The sequence below is a fragment of the Synechococcus sp. RS9902 genome (genome assembly GCF_014279635.1).
Taxonomy (GTDB): Bacteria; Cyanobacteriota; Cyanobacteriia; order PCC-6307; family Cyanobiaceae; genus Parasynechococcus.
Window position 1 is genome coordinate 1,964,977 of sequence record NZ_CP047949.1, and the last position, 19,179, is coordinate 1,984,155.

Sequence of the window (19,179 nt, forward strand, 5' to 3'; positions counted from 1 at the left end):
GTGACAGCTCCCGCGTTGAACACCAGCCACTCCCAGGCCATCTTCGGCGCAGCACAGGCCCTGATGCCCGGAGGTGTCAGCTCCCCTGTGCGGGCGTTCAAGTCGGTTGGCGGTCAGCCGATCGTGTTCGATCGGGTGAAGGGTCCCTATGCCTGGGACGTGGATGGCAATAAGTACATCGACTACATAGGCAGCTGGGGACCGGCCATCTGCGGCCACGCTCACCCCGAGGTGATCGCAGCACTGCAGGAAGCGATCGAGAAGGGCACCAGCTTCGGAGCACCTTGTGCCCTGGAAAACACCCTGGCCGAAATGGTGATCGACGCTGTACCCAGCGTTGAGATGGTGCGCTTCGTCAACAGCGGCACCGAGGCCTGCATGGCTGTGTTGCGCCTGATCCGTGCCTACACCGGCCGCGACAAGGTGATCAAGTTCGAGGGCTGCTATCACGGCCATGCGGACATGTTCCTGGTGAAAGCCGGTTCCGGTGTGGCCACACTCGGCCTGCCGGACTCCCCCGGTGTCCCGCGCAGCACCACGGCCAACACCCTCACGGCGCCTTACAACGACCTCGAAGCCGTTAAGGCCCTTTTCGCCGAGAACCCCGACGCCATCGCGGGCGTGATCCTCGAGCCGATCGTCGGCAACGCCGGCTTCATTCAACCGGAACCCGGCTTCCTTGAAGGTTTGCGGGAACTCACCAAAGAGCACGGCGCTCTGCTGGTGTTTGACGAGGTGATGACCGGCTTCCGGATCAGCTACGGCGGTGCCCAGGCACATTTCGGCGTCACCCCAGATCTCACGACCATGGGCAAGGTGATCGGTGGCGGCCTTCCTGTGGGCGCCTACGGCGGCCGCGCCGACATCATGGGAATGGTGGCCCCGGCTGGGCCCATGTATCAGGCCGGAACCCTCAGTGGAAACCCCCTGGCGATGACCGCCGGCATCAAGACCCTGGAACTGCTCAAGCAGCCCGGCACCTACGAGAAGCTGACGGCCACAACCCAGAAGCTGGTGGCAGGCATCAAGGACGCCGCCCAATCCGCTGGCATGCCGATCACAGCGGCCAGCGTCAGCGCCATGTTCGGTTTCTTCCTCTGCGAAGGCCCCGTGCGCAACTTCGAAGAAGCCAAGAGCACGGATTCGGAACGCTTCGGCAAACTGCATCGCGCCATGCTCGAGCGGGGCATCTACCTCGCACCATCAGCGTTCGAAGCGGGTTTCACGTCCCTGGCTCACTCCGACGCCGACATCGAAGCGACGATCAACGCCTTCCGCGAAAGCTTCGCGGCTGTGGCCTGATCATTCCGTGCTGGCCTCAGCACCACCTCCACCTGCACTGGTCTGCACCATTCAGACCGTGGAGGCCCGGTGGTCTGGCCGCCCGATTGCAGGCATCCGACAGCTCGAGCAGCAGCATTTTCGGGTTGAGCGGGGTGAAAACCCTGCGATTGAACCAGAAACGGTGATCGACAGCAGACTCACCCCCTTGGTGGAGCGCTTCAGCAGTTCCGGTGTTGAACAGATCACGGGCTCTCGCATGACCTATCACTGGTCCTACGAAGCCCCGTTAGGAGCGCTCACATTCAATGACTCCGGCGCCTCCAGCAGTCCTGCCCATGAGAGTCGTGTCGCTGTCAGCGGAGATCTGGTCATTGATTCCCAAAAGAGATTCGAACTCAGCCAGCAATCCCGGCTGACCCAATCAGCTGGGACAAAAACCCTGAGCAGCCTTTTGGAAACGGCCCATGGCTCCTGCCGAGAACAACGCTGAGTGTTTACTGGCGCGAGCGCGCCGGGCCGCCGAACGTGCCCATTGCCCCTACTCAAACTTCCACGTGGGGGCTGCAGTGCGGTGTGATGACGGCAGTGTGATCGACGGCTGCAATGTGGAAAATGCCAGTTATGGCCTGAGCATCTGTGCAGAGCGGGTCGCCCTTTTCACGGCGATCAGCCAAGGCAAACAACCGATTGAACTGGCCGTGAGCTGCATCGATGCCCAGAGCGATGCTGCCCCAGGGTCCCAGATGCCATGCGGAGCCTGCCGTCAGGTGATGCAGGAACTGCTGCCAAGCAAGGCCAAGGTGAGCATCGATGGTGTGGGCACAAGGCAACTCGAGCAACTTCTTCCTGCTCCCTTTGAACTGAGGCAACCAAACATCAACTGATCATCACCATCACAGCCTTGAAGCGCTCATCCAAGAGTGAGCAGCATCAAAAGACCACGATTCAACCGAACATCAGGATCGCGCCCAACAGGCCAAGGCTTTGTCGGGATCAGTGATGTCAAATACATCGCTGTAGACGTACTTCTGCCATTCCCGTTCAGGGAGGCCGGCAAACACCATCAAGTTGAGCGGATACTGCTCGGAATCGGTGCACCTGCGGAAATCATCCCGAAACAGGAAGGTGGGTTTACCCAGGGCAATGGCGGCACCAAGCTCCACCATGACCCCCTCATCGGGAGGCGTTCCATTCACGATGGCGAACAGCGCATCGGCATCACGCACATCCTGCAGATCCCGCTGCGCGACGCGATAGGCCCATCCCGGTTTCGCCAGATTCACCTGACCATTGCGAGCAAAGGGCTCCCAGACCTCCAACCCAAGGGCTTCCAATGCTGCGATGAACTCCGGCAACAACAGCCGCTTCCACTGCTCAGAAAAGCCGTACGGAGACGCCAGATAAATGGTGCGTGCGCTGTTGTTCATCACAGGCCTCGGGAGGCGCGGTACGCCTGCTCATCGGCACGGGCCTGCTCAAGGTTTTCCCAAGGGAACACCAGCCATTCCGACGACTCAGCAACCACGGCTGCCGTCCACCAATCAGGACGACCCTTGCTGACCCAAACCGCAAAGGACGCCTGCGGCACCTCAGCTTTCAATGTCTGCAAAGTGCGTCCCGTTTCATAGACATCATCCACAATCAGCGCTGCTTGCTCGGGTGCTGAGAGGAGGGGACGATCGATGGCATGGCTGAGCGCTACGGCAAGGCACAGCCCTCCCCGGGGGACTCCATAAACACCGGTCACCGCAGAGTCAGCAAAGCGTGAAGCCAATTGCTGCACCGCTTGATCAAATTGGGCCCAGCTCAGTACCTGCATAGCCGGAGAATGACACATCCACGCTGTGATGCCCCTTGAGCCGAGACGTCCCACCCCAGGAACAAAACCGCAAATGGTTTCGCAGCCATCTGCTCAACCGGGAACTGGAATTACAGGAGCTCTATGACCTGCCGCAGGGAGAGCTGGATCTCGTGATGGCCGAGACCGCTGAAATCCGTTCGGACCCTGAAAACCGATCCCGCAGCCATGGGCGCTGGTGCAGCGCCGGCTATGTGCTGGAACTGGCAAAGATCATCGATGCCCGACGGGCCCGGGACCAGAGCGCTTAAACGTCGCCCCTCAGCGTAAAAAACGTGCCAACCATGAGCGACGAGACTGAAAATCCTGCCGGAGCAACTTCAGCACTCTTTTTTGATAACTGACCTTGCGCGGATCGGAAGCGAGCAGCTGTTGCATTGCATTGATCTCAGAACGGATCGTGCGATCCCGAAAAATCCTCTTGATCTTCACAACACTGTCGCGCAACTCTTGCTTGGCGACCTCAGGATCAACCTCAACATTGCCCCGAAGACGATCCAACATCGAACGATCCAACGTCATGCTGTACGGATCAGTCTGCTCAGGCACTGAATCAAGGACCTTTAACAAGTAGGCAACACGAGCATGGCGGCTGGGGAAATCTAATGAATCAGCATTACCTCTTAAGTTCACTGGCTTTCGCCCGGAACTCTGCGCCAAGGTTCGCTTCACAACACCACCCTCTTTCAAAAGAAGGTCGTCGAGGCCACGAAGGTAATAGTGCTGTACTGGAAAGTGTTTTCCCTGAGCAATCCCCAGCCTCACACCAGAGCCGTCGGTCGCAGACTCATGCAGCCGAAGCAACTTCAGAGCAGATGTTTTAACGATCGACTTGACCTGAGGGAAGACAAAAAATTTCTTTCGACTTGACTCAAAGAAGCCGTCATCCAATGAAGCCGTGAGCCGCCAAGGCATTGCCAGCGAGTCAACATTTTCTTCAACGAGAAAGTCAAACAGACCTGGATGCAAATACTCGTCAGCATCAACAACTGCAACGTAATCCTCACGAATCAGATCCTGAACAGAGCTAATTCTCTGACCATCAGACTCATGAAATGCGATTCCATTTCGAGCAAAAATTTCGCGACATAACGGCGCAGCTCCCGGGGCAAGCACCGGATAGAAAGCATCAACTCCTAAGCGGCGATGGTGATCAATGAAAGACTGCAAATAAGGAGCTTCGCCATCAAAAACACGAACCGCAATAGCGAAGCTGCTCACTTAAACCAAATAAGTTGATTCAAGCTACCACAAACAACAGCACAAAACCTGTTGAATATCAGAACCACTTTTAGGCTTACACCGCACGAAACCAAACCTTGCGATCTCCTTATCAGCGATAGTTCTCAAACTGCAGAGGAACATCAAGATCATCTTCCTTACTCTTGACGAGCTGAATCGCGGCTTGCAGGTCATCTTTGCTCTTACCGGTGATCCGCACACTTTCACCCTGGATCGCCACCGTCACCTTTTTGAGCTCATCGCGCACCATCTTGCTCAACTTCTTCGCAATCTCCTGACTGAGGCCCTTACGCAGCTTCACCACCTGCTTCACCCGATTGCCTCCGACGGTTTCAGGTGTTTGAAAATCGAAAATCTTGAGGGAGAGGTTGCGTTTGGTCGCTTTGGTTCGCAGCACATCCTCGACCGCCTGAAGCGTCATATCACTGGCCGTGGTGATCACCAGCTCCGTTTCCTCAAGATCGATCTCGGTGCCGGAATCCTTGAGGTCATAACGGTTGCCAACATCACGACGAACCTGATCAAGGGTGTTCACCAGCTCCTGACGATCAAAGTCAGAGACCACATCGAAGGAATAAGTGCTGGCCATGTCGCAAACCTGTCGATACTCCAGTTTAGAAACCCATCGATCCCCAGCTGGGTGTGGCCAACCTAAGCCCGTTAAGGTCCCTGGGATTGATTGGATGTCATGACTCCTGCGTTTGCCTGGGCCCTTTGCTTGATGGGAGCCGTCGTGATGGTGAGCATCGTGCTCACCGGTGCCGGCCGGGCCAAAGCCGACTTCACCATGGCGGATCTTCAGGCGCCTCGGGCGATGTTTGAACGGCTGCCCGCCTTTGGGCAGCGCGCCGTGTGGGCACAGGAGAACAGCTGGGAAGCACTGACCCTGGGAGCACCGGCCATGCTGTTGTGTCTGATCAGCGGAGTCAGCAGCCCCACGGCTATCGCAGCAGCGTGGATCTGGCCAGGCATTCGATTTGTTTATCTGTTCGCCTATGTCGGCAACGTCCCACCCCTGAGGGGACTCTGCTGGGCTACGGGGGTGACTGCCGTTGGCATCTGCTACGTGGAGGGACTGCGGGCAGTGATCAGCGCCGCCGGCTGATCAGTCGAAATACAGAAGGCTCACCACCTTTCCCATATCCTCAGCGGTTCGTGCACTCGCCAGCAGGGTTTCACTGTCGTGAAATGCGAGACAGATCAACTGATCACAGCGATTGATGATCTCTTGATTGCACAAACTGCTAGCCATCGGCAAGGGCAGGTCGTCCTGCTCAGGCTTGTCCACAAGGTGCAACACCCGATCCAGGAGATCTCGGATTTCAGGAACCTGCCGATCGAGGCTCTGGGGCAAAAGCACAGTGAGGTTGGAGGGATCCACCTCAAGACACCCGCGAATCACTGCTGCATTCACCCCCTGAGATCCGGATGTGATCAGAGAATGGCCTTCCTGCACCAGTGAGCGGGCCACCAATTCGATCAGGTGAACCGCCACAACGGGCACATGGCGGCTGCCGAGAATGGCAATCCTTCGTTGGCTTTTGTCCTGCAGAAGAGCGAGTTCCTGCGCAAGTGTGTCAACCCGATCAAGAGCCGGCAAATCCAGTGACTGACCCAAGGAAAACTTGCCGCCTGATTTCATCGGAAGTTAGCAACCATCAGGCGTGCTGAACCGTCAGATTCAATGCATTGAAGAGCTGATCAAGCTTGCAATGCTCCTCCACAAGACGGAAGGCGTAGGTGGCCTTCACGGCTTCATGCAGGCGCACATGGCCGAAGGCCTGCTCAATCACCCCCACCGTGGCCAAGGTGTCGTGCTCCACCTTGAGCAAAGGCACGTCCAATTCTTCGGCACGATTTATCAATTGAGGGAGAGGTTCCCCAGCCCCGGTGAGAATCAAACATTGGGTTGAAGCCTCAAGGGCGGCCAGCTGGATGTCGGTGCGATCAGCACCCGTCACAACGGCCATGTTGCGTCGTTTGCGGAAGAACTCCATGGCGGAATTCACATTCATCGCGCCGATGCTCAAGGTTTCCACCAGCAGTTCCTGCCGTTCCTGGCAACAGATCACCCGGGCATTGAGGCGCCGCACCAACTCGCCGACCGTGACGCTGCGCAGCAACGGGGAACGGGGCATGACGCCAAACACCTGCAAGCCCAGGCCCTGCAAGGCTGGAACCACCTGTCTTTCCAAGCTGTCGACCTCTTCTGGAGTGACGGCGTTCAGCACCACTCCAACCAGACGGTCACCCAGGGTCTGCTTGGCCGCCAGCAGCGCATCAACACTGCGGCTGTCCTGCCAGAGGTGCACCAGAACGACCTTGGCATCAAGACCTGTGGCCAGTTGCGGAAGGCTGAGTCCGTACAGCAATCCCTCCTGGAGGCTTCCCGCACATTCCAAGAGTGTGAGTCCGTCGTCAGCCTGAATGCGCTGGCGCAGCTCCGCGAAACCTTGGCCAGCGTCCAACTCGCCCTGGCCAAGCCGCTGGGCAGCTGTTGTCGGCGACAGCAGATGCAGCGAAGGAATCAAACGCTCAGGCGGCAGATTCAACGTTTCACCAACAAAGCGAACGTCGTCGTCGATGAGTGGTTGAGGCAACGGACCCTGGTTCGGGTCCCAGTCCAGGCTTGTGGCCAGAGGCTTTCCGAACCTGATCTGCTGTCCGGCACGGGCAAGCTGCTGGGCAATTCCAAGAACAAGGGCCGACTTCCCACTGAACGGCTCACACGATCCGATCAACAGTGTCGTTCCCATGGAGGTGATGCCTGACACCACTGAATCTAGGACTGTTCAGGAGCATCTCCGCGCTCGATCAACAACCACTGCCAGAACCCATCGGGCAGATCCGGCTGCGACAGCTGCGGATGGGAGCGGTCCATCAACCAAACCACCAGCTGATGGGTGGTGACGGCGAAATCAAGATCTCCCTCGGGATGACCGGGAAAACGAAGCTGACAGTCCAGCCTCTCCATCGGTGCAGCGACCCCATTCCAGCGGAGTTTGTAGGGGTGTCCCTCGCTTCCGGCCACCGGACGCCGCCCCTGCAGTGCGCCACGCCCCAGGATCTGCAGGGCTGCGGATAGATCCTGCTCGCGACTGACGCCACCGCAGTAGGGAGCGAACAGAACCAGTTGGGCGGCATCTGACACAGCTGGTGCTTGATTCGTGCTCCGCTCGTTTCAAGGATGCCCCAAGCTGGCCCCATGGCCCAGTCCCCCTTTCTCGGCAAACGGATCGGCATTACAGGCGCTCGTGGAGCCCTTGGCGCAGCCTTGGCCCGTTGCTTCCGTTCCGCAGGCGCCCACGTGATCGGTTTCACCCACGGATCCATACCTCCAGAGCAAGCGGATGGCCCCCACCGTTGGGTGAGCTGGAGCTGCGGAGACGAAGCCGGCTTGGACGCCGATCTGGAGGAGCTCGACGTTTTGGTGCTGAACCACGGGATCAATCCTCAAGGCGGCCAAAGCCCTGAAGTGATCAATCAGGCGCTGGAGGTCAACACCTTGAGCAGCTGGAGGCTGATGCAGCGATTTGAGGCCATCAGCAGAGCATCGCCGCAAGCTGGTCCGAGGGAGGTGTGGATTAACACCTCAGAGGCTGAAATTCAGCCTGCCGTCAGTCCCGTGTATGAACTCACCAAGCGAATGTTGGGGCAACTGGTGAGCATCCGCGGTGCGGTGCTTGATGCCACCGGACGCGAAGCCCTGATTCTGCGCAAGCTGGTGCTCGGCCCCTTTCGCTCATCGCTCAATCCGATTGGGGTGATGGGCGCCGATTTCGTCGCAAGCCAAGTGGTTCGCCAGGCGAGCTGGGGATTTCGACTGGTGATCGTGACACCGAACCCACTGACGTATGTCTTGATGCCTCTGACCGAGCTTGGACGGCGGATCTACAGCCGGACCCTCAGTCGCCCCGATCGGTAAGGATCTCGCATCCATCACTGGTGACCAGAACGGTGTGCTCCCACTGCGCCGAAAGAGAGCCATCGCGAGTGACGACAGTCCACTGATCCCGCAAGGTGCGGCAGGCCTTGCTGCCGGCATTGAGGATGGGCTCAATCGCCAGGGTCATTCCAGGACGCAGGGTGACGTTGGGGAGCTCGTCGGTGCGGAAATTGAACACGGAAGGTTCTTCGTGCAGGTTCCTGCCGACACCGTGGCCGGTGTAATCCTCCACAACACTGAAACCGTTGGCCTTGACGTGGTCTTCAACGGCTCCAGCGATATCCAGCAGGGTGTTGCCTGCTTTGACCTGGCTCAGACCAGCCATCAAGGCTTCCTTGGCAACACGGCTCAAGGTCTGTGCTTCCTGGGGCGCATCTCCCACGCAGATCGTGATGCAGCTGTCGCCGTGGTAGCCCTCGAAATAGGCGCCGGTATCCACCTTCAGCAGATCGCCCTGGCGGATCACACGCTTCGGACTGGGGATGCCATGCACCACTTCATTGTTGATGCTGGCGCAAATGCTCGCCGGAAAACCGTGATATCCCTTGAAACTTGGAGTCGCCCCCATTTCACGGATGCGCTTTTCCGCATAGGCATCGATATCTCCCGTCGACTGGCCGGGCTCCACCATTCCCATCACCTCCCGCAGCACGGTGGCGACGATGTGGCTGGACTGGCGCATGATCTTCACTTCACGGGCTGATTTGATCTCAACGCCGCGACGCTTCTGAATGCGCGGGCCCGTCGCCGTCACTTGCCCCTGCGCTGCCTGGGTGGATGCCAGAAGATCAGCAAAGAGATTCATGGCTCAGCCCAATATCCGTCACGCTATCAACAGCAACCGAATTGATGCCGGTCATGTCGCTGCTTGTGCGCTTGCGGGAACTGCATCGAAGCGTTGCACCTTTCGTTCTGACGCCCTTGCTGGTGACGGTGTTCTCCGGTGTCAGTTATCGCCTGGCCCGGGACTGGTTCGGAGCCAGCCGGGACCAGGTTCACTGGTTAATGGTCGTGCACGAGGGGGAATGGCTTGGTTCCACCCTGGAACCGGTCGTCGTTCTTCTCAACGCCATCGGCCTGCTGTGGATGCTGATCACAGGCATAGGGCTCCTGATGGAGCGATGGCGTCGAAAGGTACACTCATAGTTTGGCGATACAACGCGGAGCTGGGATGGCAGCCGATTCGAAGGACACAGCGGTGACCGACGACAACACCGAAACGGCTGTGGAAACAGCACCTGAGGCAGCGGCGAAGGCCAGCAATGCTTCCGGTGCCCCCGCCAAGAAACTGAGCCCTGAAGCTCTGATTCGCTCCTTTGAGTCGTCTCAGCAAAAGGATGATCTCCCTGAGATCTACGTGGGCGACACCGTGCGCGTTGGTGTTCGCATCAGCGAGGGCAACAAGGAGCGTGTTCAGCCCTACGAAGGCGTGGTGATTTCCAAGCGCCATGGTGGCCTGAACCAGACCATCACCGTGCGCCGGATTTTCCAGGGCATCGGCGTTGAGCGGGTGTTCATGCTGCACAGCCCCCAGGTGGCTTCCATCAAGGTGGAACGGCGCGGTAAAGTGCGCAGGGCGAAGCTTTTCTATCTGCGGGAACGGGTGGGCAAGGCCACCCGCGTGAAGCAGCGCTTCGATCGCTGAGGTTTCGACCTCGTTCAATCAGTTGCCAACTTCAACGTTGGCTGAGGGGTACATCGCCTTGCGCCGTTAGTTCAGTTGGTAGAACGCAGGTCTCCAAAACCTGATGTCGGGGGTTCGAGTCCTCCACGGCGCGTCCGATGTTCCCCTCGTGCAGTTTCCCGGTTCTGAGCATGGAGTTGGATCTTCAACCTGGTGATGTTGTGAAGGTGTTGGAGTCAGCCGCCCTCGGCTGGGTCCGCGCCCGAGTGATACGCGTCAAGTCCGGCGGCCGTGTGGTCGTTCAGAGTGATCAAGGGCGTGAATTCACAGCCCGCGGCAATCAGGTTCGGCTCATCGAACCTGCAGGATTCCGTCCCTGAATCGTTGGTCATTCGGCGTATAGCTGATGTTTTCCCTCATGTCCCGGCGACTCTGTCGTCGGTTTTTTTTGTGGCGGCGCCCGGATGACAAAACCAGGCTGATCCATGGCTCAGTTGTTGACGGAGGGCAGGGCGACAGTCGATACTTATCAGGTCGCTCAAGCGATACAGATCAGATTCTTCGGAGCGCGTCTCGCGAGTTCTGAATCAGATCTGGGACCGTAGTTCAACCGGTTAGAGCACCGCCCTGTCACGGCGGAAGTTGCGGGTTCGAATCCCGTCGGTCCCGTTCTCACCACCAAGAGCCACGATGGTGCGCGTTCGATTGGCCCCCAGCCCGACGGGCACGCTCCATATTGGAACGGCGCGAACCGCTGTTTTCAATTGGCTCTACGCCAAGCACGAGCAAGGCGCGTTCGTGCTGCGCATTGAAGACACCGACAAGGAGCGGTCCAAGCCCGAGTACACCCAGAACATTCTCGAAGGCTTGCAGTGGCTCGGGATCGATTGGGACGAGGAACCCGTCATCCAGAGCGAACGGGTGGGGCAGCACCGTGATGCCATACAGACCCTGCTCGATCGGGGACTGGCCTACCGCTGCTACGCCAGCGAAACGGAACTCACGGCCATGCGCGATGCGCAGAAAGCGGCCAATCAAGCCCCGCGCTACGACAACCGCCACAGGTCTCTGACCCACGAGCAAGAGCAGGCGTTTCAGGCAGAAGGCCGTGAAGCGGTGATTCGTTTTCGCATCGATGACGCTGCCGAAATTCGCTGGAATGATCTGGTGCGTGGCGCCATGAGCTGGCGAGGCTCAGACCTTGGTGGAGACATGGTGATTGCCCGCCGCGCCCCGGCGGATCAAATCGGCGATCCCCTCTACAACCTTGTTGTGGTGGTGGATGACGCCGCGATGGACATCACCCATGTGATCCGCGGTGAAGATCACATTGCCAACACCGCCAAGCAACTGCTCCTCTACGAAGCGCTGGGCCTGCCCTTGCCGACCTTTGCCCACGCTCCTCTCATCCTCAATGCCGAGGGACGCAAGCTCTCAAAACGGGATGGAGTGACCTCCATCAACGACTTCCGCGCCATGGGCTACACCCCTGACGCCATCGCCAACTACATGACCTTGTTGGGGTGGTCCGTACCGGAGGGCATGGAGGAACGGTTCAGCTTGCGTGAGGCCGCAGCCGTTTTTGGTTTCGACCGCGTCAACAAAGCCGGGGCGCGTTTCGACTGGGACAAGCTCAACTGGCTGAATGCCCAGGTTCTGCATGGCTGGACGGCGGACCATCTTCTGGAGGAACTGACGCCGCTGTGGACCGAACGCGGTTGGACCCCTCCCAGCGACAAGAGCTGGTGCCTGGACCTCTGCGCCTTGCTGGGGCCATCCCTCACCTTGCTCAAAGATGGCGTCGATCAGGCGGAACCGTTCTTTGATCGTCCGGAACTCCAGGACGATGCCCTCGAGCAACTCGCGATCGAAGGAGCCAAGGCAGCCATTGCCGACCTGCTTCAGCGGCTCGAGAACAACCCTTGGGACGGCAGCGACGTTGATCAAGCCAAGGCTTGGCTGGGGGATGCCGCCAAAGCAGCCGGTGTAAAGAAAGGGGTTGTGATGAAGTCACTGCGCGCCGCTCTGCTGGGGCGTCTTCAAGGCCCCGATCTGATCACCACCTGGTCATTGCTGGCCCGAATCGGTGAGGACCTGCCGCGTCTGCGCCGCTGCCTCGGCTGAGGCAGGCTCGTCATCGTCAGCTTTGACTAGGCCAAGAGCCTGAGCCAACGGCTGAGCCGTGAGGCCTTGAAGACCAACGGTCATCAGGATGGTGAGGAACACCAACCCCTGAAGGCGTCCTGCCCCCAGGATGCCGGCTTGCTCCAAGCGTATAGCGAAGAGAGAGGCCACCGCTGCGGTGACGATGCCTCGCGGAGCGAGCCAACCCAGAAACAGCCGTTGTTCAAGCTTGTAGGGCAACCCGATGGTGGCCAAACCCACGCCGATCGGACGTACCACGAGCATCAACGACAGCACGCAGAGGATGCCGCCCCAACCCAGCGGACTGAGTTCAGCCCAGGAGACGTCAGCAGCCAGCAGCGGAAACAGCATCGTGATCGCCAACTGCGCCAGTTCCTGAATCAAACCATCCAATTCAGCGGTGTGGGGGCCTGGACGTCGACCCACAACGATGCCCGCCGCCACCGAAGCAGGCAGGGCGGATTCCGGCAGCAGCCATTCACTGACGCCATACATCAGAAACAGCAAACCCAGACTGAGCTGAAGCGGGAGCCCCTTCAACTGATCGGGTTTGAGCCGTCGCAGCAGTTCTGACAGCAGCCAGCCGACGCTCGCACCAATCAGCACACCACCGCCCAATCGATACAGCAGGCCGAGCATCACCTCCCGCCAGCCATGCAGGTTGCCAAGGACAAGCTCCAACAGCAGCAGAGCTAAAACGGCGCCGATGGGCTCAAGCACCAGTCCCTCAGCCTCCAGGACTTCGCCCAGAGGAGGTGCGAGCCGAATTTGACGCACCAGGGGTGTGACCACCGTTGGCCCCGTGGCCAGCACGATGGCACTGAACACAGCCGCAAGCGACCAGCTGAGGCCCGCAAGCCAATGGGCCGCCAACAGACCGCCTCCCAGGGAGATCAACAGACGCAGGGCTGCGATGCGCTGCACCGTGGCCTTGATCGTGTCTCCAGGCAGACGCAGATTCAGTCCGCCATCGAACAGCACCAGGCTGACAAGAAGACCCACCACGGTTCCAAGCCCGGAGCCGAGATCAAGGGGTTCCACCCAACCCAGACCAGAGCGACCAATCAGCAGCCCCGACAGGAGCAGTAACACCACCCCAGGAAATTCCGACTTGGCCGCCAGAAAACGGGCTGCAGCACCCGAGGAAACCGTGACGCCCCAGAGGAGGCCCAGACGCTCAGGCGTCATCGACAGAGGAAAACTGAGGTTCCACGCGCACGCCGATCACCGCTTGGGGGCGTACGACCAGATACTCGCCCTCCAGATCACTGAGGGGAACGTTGACGAAACCGCCCTGGTTCTCGGCATTGACCACCCCTTGGTACCACTCCTGGAAGGTCTCGAGTTTCGGAAAAAACACCCGTTCGGTTTGCCCTCCCACAAGGTGGAGATGGACGGCGTAGCGGCGGGGCGTACGGGACATCAGCGCGGAAAGACATCCATCACGGTCCCCACAGGATGACGGATCGGTTCCGGGTCTGCCCAGAGAAGAGGGCGAAGACAGGCGTTACGCGGGGCATAAAGCGGATGGCGCGGTTGCCCCGAGGCCGTCTGCCCCAGCATCAGAGGATGCGGCGAGTCGGGAACGGAGCGTCGGCGGTGCGGCAGCAAACGCTGAATGGTCCCAAGAACCAGCTGAGCCCGGTCCCATCGCGCCCCATTCGCCCCCCATCCACACCAGAGATCAACCCCAGATGTTCGGGACCAGTGGTTGAACCAGCGGTTCAAGATCGCGTCGTTCTGCTCACCGATGGGGTCCTTCACCCGCAGCAGCGCCGCCGGAGACGGCGACATCCGGGCGAACAGATTCAGCACCAGCAACTCCCGATATCCCCATTGCCTGGCGAAGCCGATCAAACGGCGCAGGGTCGGATCATCACGCTGGCCATCAGCTCTCGAGGGATTCAGACCCACGAAAAGGAGGCACCCTTCGCCGGCACCCAGGCAGCGCCGCAGCCACCAGCGGTAACAGCCATCGCTGCTGAGGGACGCTTCAGACGCCGAGCTGTCGGCGACAGAGCGCAAGGATGCGTTCACTCGCGTGACCATCGCCAAAGGGGTTAACGGCGCGGGACATCTCTTGATAGGCCGTGGCATCCCCAAGCAGCCGCGAGGTCTCTTCCAGGATCACATCGGGATCGGTGCCCACCAGCCGGGCTGTTCCAGCATCAACGGCCTCCGGCCGCTCTGTGGTTCGCCGCAGAACCAGCACGGGTTTGCCGAGCGCAGGGGCCTCCTCCTGAAGACCACCGGAATCGGTGAGCAACAGGCAGCAACCTTTCATCGCTGCAACGAGACGGTCGTAGTCCAGAGGTTCGGTCAGAACGACTCGGGGATGGCTTCCAAGCAGGGCCTGCAGCGGTTCACGCACCGTCGGGTTGCGGTGCATCGGCAGAAGAAGCGCCGTGTCGGGGTAGCGCTCAAGCACCTGCAGCATTCCTGCAGCGATGTCGTGCAGCCGCTCACCCCAGTTTTCACGGCGATGCACCGTGGCGAGGATCACCCTCTGTTGATCCCAGTTGAGGCCATCAAACTGAACATCCGGCGCCGATTCCGCCATCAACAACAACGCATCGATCACGGTGTTGCCGGTCACGGCGATCTCCCCGACCACCCCGGATGCTTTCAGGTTGGATTCGGCCTTGAGCGTCGGCGCGAAATGAAGGGTTGCGATCTGAGAAAGGAGCCGACGGTTGGCTTCTTCCGGGAAGGGATCCAGAAGATTGTCAGTGCGCAGGCCGGCCTCCACATGACCAACCGGGATCTGCTCGTAAAACGCAGCCAAACCAGCGGCAAACGCCGTGGTGGTGTCGCCCTGCACCAGGACCAACTGCGGCGGATAGGCCTGAAAGTCTTCCCGCAGCCCCTGCAGCGCAGCACAGGTGACATGGGTCAGGGTCTGACGGGGGGCCATCAGATTGAGATCCTGATCCGCCTGGAGATGGAACAGATCCATCACCTGGCCCACCATTTCGCGGTGCTGACCGGTCAGGACGACACGGGTCTGCAATGCATCACAGGCTTGGAACGTCCAGATGACCGGAGCCAGCTTGATCGCCTCCGGACGCGTTCCCAGAACGATCGTGACGCGGGGCTGTTCAGCCATTCCATCCAGACGGACCGCTGGAGTTTACGGGCGTCAACCCGGAGAGAACAGTGAGAAATCCTTGCCAGTTCCGGCATCGAGACGATCCTGAAGACAGATCCCTTGCCATCAACGTGGCTCAGCCGGTCTTCCCCCCCAGCTTCCCGCCGCGCCCAACCTCCGGCCAAAGTTCAGGACGATCTCGGGAGGTTCACAACCCGGCGCCCAGGGCCACTGCGGATGGCTCTCCAAGCCTCGAGGAGATCGTTCAAATCGCCCATGATTCCGGCCATTCCGATGTCCACCTCGGAGTGGGGGAAGTGCCGCGCTACCGAGCCCGGGGAGACATGCAAGGCACGGATTGGCCAGTCACCCGCGCCGAGGTCTTTCAGGGATGGCTCCAGGAAATCCTGACGCCACAGCAGATCGATGGCTTCAACCGCGACAAGGAATTTGACGGCTCCCATGCCTTCCCCTTCGTGCGCGTGCGCATCAACCTGATGGATTCCCTGCGGGGCCCGGCCATGGTGCTGCGCCTGATTCCGCAGACGATCCTCACCATGGAGCAGCTGCATCTGCCCAGCGTGCTGGAGAGCCTCGCGGCCTGTCCGAAGGGACTGATCCTGGTGACCGGACCGACAGGGTCCGGCAAAAGCACAACCCTGGCGGCCATGATCGATTGGATCAACCGCAACGAAGCACGCCACATCCTCACGATCGAAGATCCCGTTGAGTTCGTGCACGAGAGCCGCAAGTCCCTCATCCGGCACCGGGAAGTGGGGTTACACACCCTCAGATTCCACAACGCCCTGAGGGCGGCCCTGAGGGAAGACCCCGATGTGATTCTGGTGGGCGAAATCCGGGATCAGGAAACCGTTTCCACGGCACTGGAAGCGGCCCAGACCGGCCACCTGGTATTCGGAACGCTGCACACCAATTCAGCGGTGAAAACCGTGGAACGGGTTCTCGGCATGTATCCGCCTGAAGAGCAGGAGAGTGTGCGCCGTTCGTTGTCCGAGTCGTTGCTGGGGGTGATTGCCCAGGGCTTGATCAAAACAACAGATGGAAAACGGGCTGCGTTTCACGACATCCTGATCAACACCGACGCCTGCAAGGACTACATCCAGCGGGGGGCGCTCGATGAGGTGGCAGACATTATGGAGCGCAGCGGGTTTGATGGGATGGTGACCACCAATCAATCGCTGCTGGCCCTGGTGGAGGCGGGTCGCATTGACGGCGATCAAGCGGTTGCCGTCAGCCTCAAACCCAACGAGCTGGCTCAGGCACTGAGGGGCCGAAGCTAATCAGCCACCGCTGAACACACGCACCAAAAGAACAACAGCGATCCCTGCGGAGAGGCCGATCATCGCCAGACGGCCGTTCCAGATTTCGGCCTGTGGAGTGAAGCCACGCTTCCAGGCGTTCAGCTCATCAGCCTCCACGGGCTCCGGAGCATCGGGTCTGGTTTCCGGTTGGTCCACGACGCAGAGACCGAACAGTGCCTTCAAGCCTAAAAGGCTCACCTAGAAGGGTGGGTCTGGTGTGTAAAGCGCATTGGCCTGATCCAAGGGCCAGCGGGCGGCTACACCTGATTCAAGAGACGTGCAAGCAGGGTTCTGGCCCAGACGCAGCAAGGCCGCAGCCCCGATCATGGCGGCGTTGTCGGTGCAGAAGGCCAGCGGAGCAATGGAGACCGTTATGCCCCGCTGCTTCCCCTGTTCGAGCATGCTCTGGCGCAAGCGACGGTTGGCTGCGACGCCCCCAACCATCACCAGTTGCTGAACACCGTGGTCTTCAGCACAGCGAAGACTGCGCTGCACCAGAACATCAGCCACCACCTGTTCGAAACTGGCGGCCAGATCGGCAAGAGGCAGCGGCTCAGGGTTTTGCCGCAAAGTTTCCACAGTGCGGAGCATGGCGGTCTTCAGACCACTGAAGGAAAAGTCGTAGGGGTGAAAACCGCCGCCCGGCAATGAAATCCGCCCCTTGGGCAGCCGAAAGCGCATTGCATCACCCGTTTCGGCAACAGCCTGGATGGCAGGACCTCCGGGGTATCCCAGACCAAGCAGGCGGGCCACCTTGTCGAAAGCCTCTCCAGCGGCATCGTCATGGCTTCGGCCGAGCCGCGTCATCCCACCGTCGTCAGCCACCAGGATCAGCTCCGTGTGGCCCCCGCTCACAAGCAACACCAGATAAGGAGCTTGCGGTGGGGCATCTCCAAGCATCACCGAGGCCAGATGGCCCTCCAGGTGATGAACGCCGAGAAAGGGGCGCTGATGCAGCGCAGCAAGGGTGCGACCCGTCACCGAGGCCACCATCAGAGCCCCGGCCAGACCTGGAGTGATCGTGGCCACGATGGCATCCAGCTGCCCCAGAGCGATACCCGCCTCATCAACCACGGTCTCCACCAGCCCCGGCAGGGCCTCAACGTGGCGGCGCGAAGCGATTTCGGGGACAACACCACCCCAACGGGCATGCTCCTCAACCTGAGATGCAATCCGCGACGCCAGAACCTCGATTCGCCCATCCGCGTGACGGCGCAGGACCGCTGCAGCGGACTCGTCACAACTTGTTTCGAGGGCAAGCACTGCATGCATCGAAGCGATGCGCCTCCCCTACTGTCCGACTTGTGACATCTTGCCCTTTCGGGGCACCGTTCAGAGGAATTGTTCCGATGCGTCGTCTCTTCGCCGTCGTGCTTTCAGCACTCCTGGTGTTCGGCTTCGCCCCCGTCGCCAAGGCGGATGTGGCTGGCCTCACCCCCTGCTCAGAAAGCGCCCGCTTCCAGCAGCGTGCTGCCGCTGCCACCACGCCTCAGGCCAAAGCTCGCTTCGAGATGTACAGCCAGGCCTCCTGTGGTGAGGATGGCCTTCCCCACCTGATCGTCGATGGCCGCTGGAGCCACGCCGGTGATTTTGTGTATCCCGGGATCATGTTCCTGTACGTCGCCGGCTGCATCGGCTGGGCCGGTCGTGAGTACCTGAAAGCAACTCGCGGCAAGAATGCTGCCCAGTACGAAATTTTCATCGATCGCAGCATCGCCATCAAGAGCCTTCTGGCTGCTGCCACCTGGCCTCTGGCTGCCTTCGGTGAATTCACCAGCGGCAAGCTGCTCGAAGACGACAGCAAGGTGACTGTTTCACCACGCTGATTCAAACGACTTCAACCATTGCTCCCTCAACAATGAACAAGTTTCTGACCGCAGCTCCAGTGGTTGCAGCCATTTGGTTCACCGCCACCGCAGGAATCCTGATCGAGTGGAACCGCTTTTTCCCCGATCTTCTCTTCCACCCGATGTGAATCTGGGTTGACTTTCCAGAGGCAAGGGAACCTTCGGGTTCCCTTTTTTTGTGCCTGCCCCCGTTGCAAAAGTCAGGGTTGCGACGATCAGCGTTGCAAAAAGCAGCTCCGCGTTATCCCAGCCCCATCAGCGTCTCCACTCGGTTCAACGCTGCTTCGAGATCGTCATTGATCACGACAGCATCGAATTCCTGTTGGGCCTCGAGCTCCTCGCGAGCGCGCGTCAAGCGGCGCTGAATGGCATCCTCCGCATCGGTTCCGCGCCCACGGATCCGGCGCTCCAATTCTTCAAAGCTGGGGGGAGCCAGAAAAATCTGAAAACCGTCCGGAAAACTGCGACGCACCTGGCGGGCACCTTCCAACTCAATCTCCAGAAGCACGGGGCGCCCCGCCGCCATCTGTTCTTCCACAGGACCTCGGGGGGTGCCGTAGCAATTCCCCGCGAATTCCGCCCACTCGAGAAAACCTCCCTGCTCCACCAAGGCCTCAAACCCCGCACGGCTGTGGAAGAAGTAGTTGATGCCGTTCTGCTCCCCCTGGCGCGGAGAACGGGTGGTGGCCGACACCGACAGCCAGATCTGGGGGTGCCGTTCCAGCAGCTGGTTCACCAGCGTTCCCTTGCCGACTCCACTGGGGCCGGTGATCAAGGTGAGCTTTCCACTGGTGGACATCGCGGCGTCTGCGTGGGTCAGCAG

28 protein-coding genes and 2 tRNA genes are annotated in these 19,179 nt (G+C 59.9%); 15 read left to right on the forward strand and 15 right to left on the reverse strand.

Features of this window, described 5'->3' with window-relative positions:
- The 3 genes from hemL to SynRS9902_RS10820 are packed head-to-tail and all read left to right on the forward strand — an operon-like array spanning window position 1 to window position 2,168.
- Entirely contained in the window at window positions 1-1,302 is a 1,302-nt protein-coding gene (gene hemL / locus SynRS9902_RS10810) for a glutamate-1-semialdehyde 2,1-aminomutase (protein ID WP_071823045.1), read from the forward strand.
- A gap of 7 nt (window positions 1,303-1,309) precedes the next feature.
- Window positions 1,310-1,774, forward strand: a complete 465-nt coding sequence (locus SynRS9902_RS10815; RefSeq protein ID WP_255446122.1) for a hypothetical protein — start codon at window positions 1,310-1,312, stop codon at window positions 1,772-1,774.
- Window positions 1,749-2,168: a cytidine deaminase gene (locus tag SynRS9902_RS10820; RefSeq protein ID WP_186509116.1), complete on the forward strand. Its 420-nt coding sequence runs from the start codon at window positions 1,749-1,751 to the stop codon at window positions 2,166-2,168. Before SynRS9902_RS10815 ends, SynRS9902_RS10820 begins: the two co-directional genes overlap by 26 nt.
- Before the next feature lie 72 nt (window positions 2,169-2,240).
- Here the strand turns inward: SynRS9902_RS10820 and SynRS9902_RS10825 are convergent, their stop codons facing one another.
- Together SynRS9902_RS10825 and SynRS9902_RS10830 are read right to left on the reverse strand one after the other, a co-directional pair.
- Window positions 2,241-2,711, reverse strand: a complete 471-nt coding sequence (locus tag SynRS9902_RS10825) for a nucleoside 2-deoxyribosyltransferase (protein ID WP_186509117.1) — start codon at window positions 2,709-2,711, stop codon at window positions 2,241-2,243.
- Window positions 2,711-3,103, reverse strand: coding sequence for a phosphoribosyltransferase (locus SynRS9902_RS10830; protein ID WP_186509118.1), 393 nt, complete (start codon window positions 3,101-3,103; stop codon window positions 2,711-2,713). Before SynRS9902_RS10830 ends, SynRS9902_RS10825 begins: the two co-directional genes overlap by 1 nt.
- 35 nt (window positions 3,104-3,138) lie before the next feature.
- Between SynRS9902_RS10830 and SynRS9902_RS10835 the strand changes: the two genes are divergently transcribed.
- Window positions 3,139-3,393: a hypothetical protein gene (locus SynRS9902_RS10835; protein ID WP_186509119.1), complete on the forward strand. Its 255-nt coding sequence runs from the start codon at window positions 3,139-3,141 to the stop codon at window positions 3,391-3,393.
- Between the two features lie 10 nt (window positions 3,394-3,403).
- On the opposite strand, the gene SynRS9902_RS10840 is transcribed toward SynRS9902_RS10835, so the two are convergent.
- Together SynRS9902_RS10840 and SynRS9902_RS10845 are read right to left on the reverse strand one after the other, a co-directional pair.
- A complete protein-coding gene (locus tag SynRS9902_RS10840) occupies window positions 3,404-4,363 on the reverse strand; it encodes a glycosyltransferase family 2 protein (protein ID WP_186509120.1) in 960 nt (319 codons plus the stop codon).
- Window positions 4,364-4,475: 112 nt separating this feature from the next.
- Window positions 4,476-4,973: a YajQ family cyclic di-GMP-binding protein gene (locus SynRS9902_RS10845; RefSeq protein ID WP_006850457.1), complete on the reverse strand. Its 498-nt coding sequence runs from the start codon at window positions 4,971-4,973 to the stop codon at window positions 4,476-4,478.
- Between the two features lie 99 nt (window positions 4,974-5,072).
- Here SynRS9902_RS10845 and SynRS9902_RS10850 point away from each other — a divergent pair, with 99 nt between their 5' ends.
- The gene (locus SynRS9902_RS10850) at window positions 5,073-5,489 is read left to right on the forward strand and encodes an MAPEG family protein (RefSeq protein ID WP_115161484.1); all 417 of its coding nucleotides are present in this window, start codon (window positions 5,073-5,075) and stop codon (window positions 5,487-5,489) included.
- On the opposite strand, the gene SynRS9902_RS10855 is transcribed toward SynRS9902_RS10850, so the two are convergent.
- From SynRS9902_RS10855 to ebsA, 3 genes are read right to left on the reverse strand one after another with little or no spacing between them, the layout of a single operon-like run.
- Window positions 5,490-6,026, reverse strand: a complete 537-nt coding sequence (locus tag SynRS9902_RS10855; RefSeq protein WP_186509121.1) for a DNA recombination-mediator protein A — start codon at window positions 6,024-6,026, stop codon at window positions 5,490-5,492.
- Window positions 6,027-6,042: 16 nt separating this feature from the next.
- Window positions 6,043-7,140, reverse strand: a complete 1,098-nt coding sequence (locus SynRS9902_RS10860; RefSeq protein ID WP_186509122.1) for a phosphotransacetylase family protein — start codon at window positions 7,138-7,140, stop codon at window positions 6,043-6,045.
- A gap of 26 nt (window positions 7,141-7,166) precedes the next feature.
- Window positions 7,167-7,535, reverse strand: a complete 369-nt coding sequence (gene ebsA, locus SynRS9902_RS10865; protein WP_186509123.1) for a type IV pilus biogenesis protein EbsA — start codon at window positions 7,533-7,535, stop codon at window positions 7,167-7,169.
- Window positions 7,536-7,571: 36 nt separating this feature from the next.
- Between ebsA and SynRS9902_RS10870 the strand changes: the two genes are divergently transcribed.
- Window positions 7,572-8,309, forward strand: coding sequence for an SDR family oxidoreductase (locus SynRS9902_RS10870; RefSeq protein WP_186509124.1), 738 nt, complete (start codon window positions 7,572-7,574; stop codon window positions 8,307-8,309).
- Here the strand turns inward: SynRS9902_RS10870 and map are convergent.
- The gene (map, locus tag SynRS9902_RS10875; protein ID WP_186509125.1) at window positions 8,290-9,135 is read right to left on the reverse strand and encodes a type I methionyl aminopeptidase; all 846 of its coding nucleotides are present in this window, start codon (window positions 9,133-9,135) and stop codon (window positions 8,290-8,292) included. The two genes, SynRS9902_RS10870 and map, sit on opposite strands and share 20 nt — an antisense overlap.
- Before the next feature lie 53 nt (window positions 9,136-9,188).
- Here map and SynRS9902_RS10880 point away from each other — a divergent pair, with 53 nt between their 5' ends.
- The 6 genes from SynRS9902_RS10880 (at window position 9,189) to gltX (ending at window position 12,078) form a co-directional block, all read left to right on the forward strand.
- Window positions 9,189-9,476: a PepSY domain-containing protein gene (locus SynRS9902_RS10880; protein ID WP_186509126.1), complete on the forward strand. Its 288-nt coding sequence runs from the start codon at window positions 9,189-9,191 to the stop codon at window positions 9,474-9,476.
- 25 nt (window positions 9,477-9,501) lie between these two features.
- Window positions 9,502-9,975 (forward strand): 50S ribosomal protein L19, encoded by a 474-nt coding sequence (rplS, locus tag SynRS9902_RS10885; RefSeq protein WP_114988301.1) that lies wholly within the window; start codon window positions 9,502-9,504, stop codon window positions 9,973-9,975.
- A 60-nt stretch (window positions 9,976-10,035) separates the two neighbouring features.
- Window positions 10,036-10,108: transfer RNA gene (locus tag SynRS9902_RS10890), tRNA-Trp, on the forward strand.
- 37 nt (window positions 10,109-10,145) lie between these two features.
- The gene (locus SynRS9902_RS10895; RefSeq protein WP_006043540.1) at window positions 10,146-10,334 is read left to right on the forward strand and encodes a hyperconserved protein Hcp; all 189 of its coding nucleotides are present in this window, start codon (window positions 10,146-10,148) and stop codon (window positions 10,332-10,334) included.
- 215 nt (window positions 10,335-10,549) lie between these two features.
- Window positions 10,550-10,623, forward strand: a tRNA-Asp gene (locus SynRS9902_RS10900).
- Window positions 10,624-10,644: 21 nt separating this feature from the next.
- Complete coding sequence (gltX, locus tag SynRS9902_RS10905; protein ID WP_186509127.1) at window positions 10,645-12,078, forward strand: glutamate--tRNA ligase; 1,434 nt, start codon at window positions 10,645-10,647, stop codon at window positions 12,076-12,078.
- Here the strand turns inward: gltX and SynRS9902_RS10910 are convergent.
- From SynRS9902_RS10910 to wecB, 4 genes are read right to left on the reverse strand one after another with little or no spacing between them, the layout of a single operon-like run.
- A complete protein-coding gene (locus tag SynRS9902_RS10910) occupies window positions 12,022-13,287 on the reverse strand; it encodes a sodium:proton antiporter (RefSeq protein WP_186509128.1) in 1,266 nt (421 codons plus the stop codon). The two genes, gltX and SynRS9902_RS10910, sit on opposite strands and share 57 nt — an antisense overlap.
- Window positions 13,277-13,522, reverse strand: coding sequence for a hypothetical protein (locus SynRS9902_RS10915; RefSeq protein ID WP_115010390.1), 246 nt, complete (start codon window positions 13,520-13,522; stop codon window positions 13,277-13,279). Before SynRS9902_RS10915 ends, SynRS9902_RS10910 begins: the two co-directional genes overlap by 11 nt.
- The gene (locus tag SynRS9902_RS10920) at window positions 13,522-14,124 is read right to left on the reverse strand and encodes a DUF1643 domain-containing protein (RefSeq protein WP_186509129.1); all 603 of its coding nucleotides are present in this window, start codon (window positions 14,122-14,124) and stop codon (window positions 13,522-13,524) included. The genes SynRS9902_RS10915 and SynRS9902_RS10920 overlap by 1 nt, the downstream gene beginning before the upstream one ends.
- Entirely contained in the window at window positions 14,093-15,205 is a 1,113-nt protein-coding gene (wecB, locus tag SynRS9902_RS10925) for a non-hydrolyzing UDP-N-acetylglucosamine 2-epimerase (protein ID WP_186509130.1), read from the reverse strand. The genes SynRS9902_RS10920 and wecB overlap by 32 nt, the downstream gene beginning before the upstream one ends.
- A 113-nt stretch (window positions 15,206-15,318) precedes the next feature.
- On the opposite strand from wecB, the gene SynRS9902_RS10930 reads away from it, so the two are divergent.
- Window positions 15,319-16,488 (forward strand): type IV pilus twitching motility protein PilT, encoded by a 1,170-nt coding sequence (locus SynRS9902_RS10930; RefSeq protein ID WP_186509131.1) that lies wholly within the window; start codon window positions 15,319-15,321, stop codon window positions 16,486-16,488.
- On the opposite strand, the gene SynRS9902_RS10935 is transcribed toward SynRS9902_RS10930, so the two are convergent.
- Together SynRS9902_RS10935 and tsaD are read right to left on the reverse strand one after the other, a co-directional pair.
- Window positions 16,489-16,683 carry a chlorophyll a/b-binding protein gene (locus tag SynRS9902_RS10935; protein ID WP_255446281.1) on the reverse strand — a complete coding sequence of 65 codons (195 nt, stop codon included), beginning with the start codon at window positions 16,681-16,683 and terminating at the stop codon, window positions 16,489-16,491.
- Window positions 16,684-16,707: 24 nt separating this feature from the next.
- Window positions 16,708-17,781: a tRNA (adenosine(37)-N6)-threonylcarbamoyltransferase complex transferase subunit TsaD gene (gene tsaD, locus SynRS9902_RS10940; RefSeq protein WP_186509132.1), complete on the reverse strand. Its 1,074-nt coding sequence runs from the start codon at window positions 17,779-17,781 to the stop codon at window positions 16,708-16,710.
- Window positions 17,782-17,858: 77 nt separating this feature from the next.
- On the opposite strand from tsaD, the gene SynRS9902_RS10945 reads away from it, so the two are divergent.
- Both SynRS9902_RS10945 and psaJ read left to right on the forward strand, forming a co-directional pair.
- On the forward strand, window positions 17,859-18,335 hold the full coding sequence (locus tag SynRS9902_RS10945) for a Photosystem I reaction center subunit III (protein WP_114988265.1): 477 nt from the start codon (window positions 17,859-17,861) through the stop codon (window positions 18,333-18,335).
- A 32-nt stretch (window positions 18,336-18,367) separates the two neighbouring features.
- Window positions 18,368-18,484, forward strand: coding sequence for a photosystem I reaction center subunit IX (gene psaJ, locus SynRS9902_RS10950; RefSeq protein ID WP_006850741.1), 117 nt, complete (start codon window positions 18,368-18,370; stop codon window positions 18,482-18,484).
- A 113-nt stretch (window positions 18,485-18,597) separates the two neighbouring features.
- Here the strand turns inward: psaJ and gmk are convergent, their stop codons facing one another.
- Window positions 18,598-19,155 carry a guanylate kinase gene (gene gmk / locus SynRS9902_RS10955; protein WP_186509133.1) on the reverse strand — a complete coding sequence of 186 codons (558 nt, stop codon included), beginning with the start codon at window positions 19,153-19,155 and terminating at the stop codon, window positions 18,598-18,600.
- Window positions 19,156-19,179 lie beyond the last annotated feature (24 nt).

Coding starts and splice junctions, on each gene's coding strand:
- SynRS9902_RS10860 (WP_186509122.1), bottom strand. CDS start 7,140: ATGGGAACGACACTGTTGATCGGATCGTGTGAGCCGTTCAGTGGGAAG.
- SynRS9902_RS10825 (WP_186509117.1), bottom strand. CDS start 2,711: ATGAACAACAGCGCACGCACCATTTATCTGGCGTCTCCGTACGGCTTT.
- SynRS9902_RS10880 (WP_186509126.1), top strand. CDS start 9,189: ATGTCGCTGCTTGTGCGCTTGCGGGAACTGCATCGAAGCGTTGCACCT.
- psaJ (WP_006850741.1), top strand. CDS start 18,368: ATGAACAAGTTTCTGACCGCAGCTCCAGTGGTTGCAGCCATTTGGTTC.
- gmk (WP_186509133.1), bottom strand. CDS start 19,155: ATGTCCACCAGTGGAAAGCTCACCTTGATCACCGGCCCCAGTGGAGTC.
- SynRS9902_RS10850 (WP_115161484.1), top strand. CDS start 5,073: ATGACTCCTGCGTTTGCCTGGGCCCTTTGCTTGATGGGAGCCGTCGTG.
- gltX (WP_186509127.1), top strand. CDS start 10,645: ATGGTGCGCGTTCGATTGGCCCCCAGCCCGACGGGCACGCTCCATATT.
- SynRS9902_RS10910 (WP_186509128.1), bottom strand. CDS start 13,287: ATGACGCCTGAGCGTCTGGGCCTCCTCTGGGGCGTCACGGTTTCCTCG.
- SynRS9902_RS10895 (WP_006043540.1), top strand. CDS start 10,146: ATGGAGTTGGATCTTCAACCTGGTGATGTTGTGAAGGTGTTGGAGTCA.
- SynRS9902_RS10830 (WP_186509118.1), bottom strand. CDS start 3,103: ATGCAGGTACTGAGCTGGGCCCAATTTGATCAAGCGGTGCAGCAATTG.
- tsaD (WP_186509132.1), bottom strand. CDS start 17,781: ATGCATGCAGTGCTTGCCCTCGAAACAAGTTGTGACGAGTCCGCTGCA.
- SynRS9902_RS10870 (WP_186509124.1), top strand. CDS start 7,572: ATGCCCCAAGCTGGCCCCATGGCCCAGTCCCCCTTTCTCGGCAAACGG.
- map (WP_186509125.1), bottom strand. CDS start 9,135: ATGAATCTCTTTGCTGATCTTCTGGCATCCACCCAGGCAGCGCAGGGG.
- SynRS9902_RS10855 (WP_186509121.1), bottom strand. CDS start 6,026: ATGAAATCAGGCGGCAAGTTTTCCTTGGGTCAGTCACTGGATTTGCCG.
- SynRS9902_RS10945 (WP_114988265.1), top strand. CDS start 17,859: ATGCGTCGTCTCTTCGCCGTCGTGCTTTCAGCACTCCTGGTGTTCGGC.
- SynRS9902_RS10845 (WP_006850457.1), bottom strand. CDS start 4,973: ATGGCCAGCACTTATTCCTTCGATGTGGTCTCTGACTTTGATCGTCAG.
- SynRS9902_RS10820 (WP_186509116.1), top strand. CDS start 1,749: ATGGCTCCTGCCGAGAACAACGCTGAGTGTTTACTGGCGCGAGCGCGC.
- wecB (WP_186509130.1), bottom strand. CDS start 15,205: ATGGCTGAACAGCCCCGCGTCACGATCGTTCTGGGAACGCGTCCGGAG.
- rplS (WP_114988301.1), top strand. CDS start 9,502: ATGGCAGCCGATTCGAAGGACACAGCGGTGACCGACGACAACACCGAA.
- SynRS9902_RS10915 (WP_115010390.1), bottom strand. CDS start 13,522: ATGTCCCGTACGCCCCGCCGCTACGCCGTCCATCTCCACCTTGTGGGA.